We start from the raw sequence: 1,229 nt of genomic DNA on the forward strand, positions 1-1,229 counted from the left end.
GACCTGCCGCGAGAAATGATAGGGGTTCTTGTAGCCGACCTGGTAGGCGATCTCGCTGATCGACAGTCCTGTCCGCTGCAGCAGATGCGTGCCGTAATCGAGGCGGCAACGCCACAGATATTTGGCCGGCGTCATGCCGAGATGTTTCTTGAACGCCGAGACCAGATATTGCGGGCTGACGCGCACCTGCTGCGCCACCCGCTCGATCGACAGATCGGCGGCAAAGTTCTCTTCGAGGAAACGGCGTGCCTGCAGGATCGTCTGCGGGATCGGCCGCTCCGCCTCGATCACCTCGGCCTCGTAGATGAAGGCGTGGAGCAAGGCGTTGGTCAGCGACTCGCGAACACCACTGCGGCCGCCGCGCTCGCCGAGGCCAAGATCAACACCCAACTGCATGAGGGTGTGAACCATCGGCGAGGCGACGATGAATGGCGCGAACTTCTCGCGCTCCTTGTACAGCCACGCCGCGTTCTGCGGCCGGCCATCGCACCAGCTGACATGGGTCAGCGTTTCCGGCGCCACCGACGTCATGTAGCGATCACGCGTGAGCGACAGAGCACATTGTCCTGCCTCCAGTTGCAGGACGCTGTCATCCGCCTCGAGCGTCAGGGATCCGACGTGGACAAGCATGAAGGCCAGATAGTCGCCACCGATCGGCCCGTAGTCGCCGCCATTCTCATAGGTTAGTTCGCCGAAGGTGTTCTCGCGGCTAAGGTCGATCGGTGGCAGGCGCATATCGGCTTCCCCCTGTCAGACTGCCGGTGCCATGCAAGTGAAGTCGATCCGCGTTCCGGCTGCGTCTCCAATTGTCGAAGCTATGGCCTCGTGACGCAAGATACCGCCAATCAACCTGCTCATGGCGGCAGACCGATGCTTCCACGCGCACAGGCCCAGGCTAGCCGAGGCGATCCGCCAGGCGATCTCCAGAGAGGCCGCCCTTGAACGCTCGCTGGTCAACGGCTTGTCGAGATCGACGTCGAGCCGCGCTGGCCAGTTCCGCCTGCGCAGAGAGGTTCGTCCACCTCCTCCTCTTCGTCGTCACTCGGGTGGGATCACACTGGTGGACATAGCCGGAATGAAGGGCGCCTTGGTCAAAGGCGCCCTTCGCATCGGCGGCGCGCTTCGGTCCTGGAGGTACGGACTCAAGCATTTTGAGAGGAGCCACCCGATGAGCTCACTGGGCCGGCTTGCCCAGCGAGCATTCGTATATTTCGGCGAAGTGCTACAAC

At 62.4% G+C, this 1,229-nt stretch carries 1 protein-coding gene; it reads right to left on the reverse strand.

Annotation, left to right across the window (positions count from 1 at the left end; translation table 11 throughout):
- Positions 1-735: AraC family transcriptional regulator (locus tag EN925_RS36515; RefSeq protein ID WP_164894689.1), on the reverse strand; the 735-nt coding region annotated here is incomplete at its 3' end.
- Positions 736-1,229: the final 494 nt, after the last annotated feature.

The sequence above is a fragment of the Mesorhizobium sp. M7A.F.Ca.US.006.04.2.1 genome (assembly GCF_004022915.1).
GTDB classification, from domain to species: Bacteria; Pseudomonadota; Alphaproteobacteria; order Rhizobiales; family Rhizobiaceae; genus Mesorhizobium; species Mesorhizobium ciceri.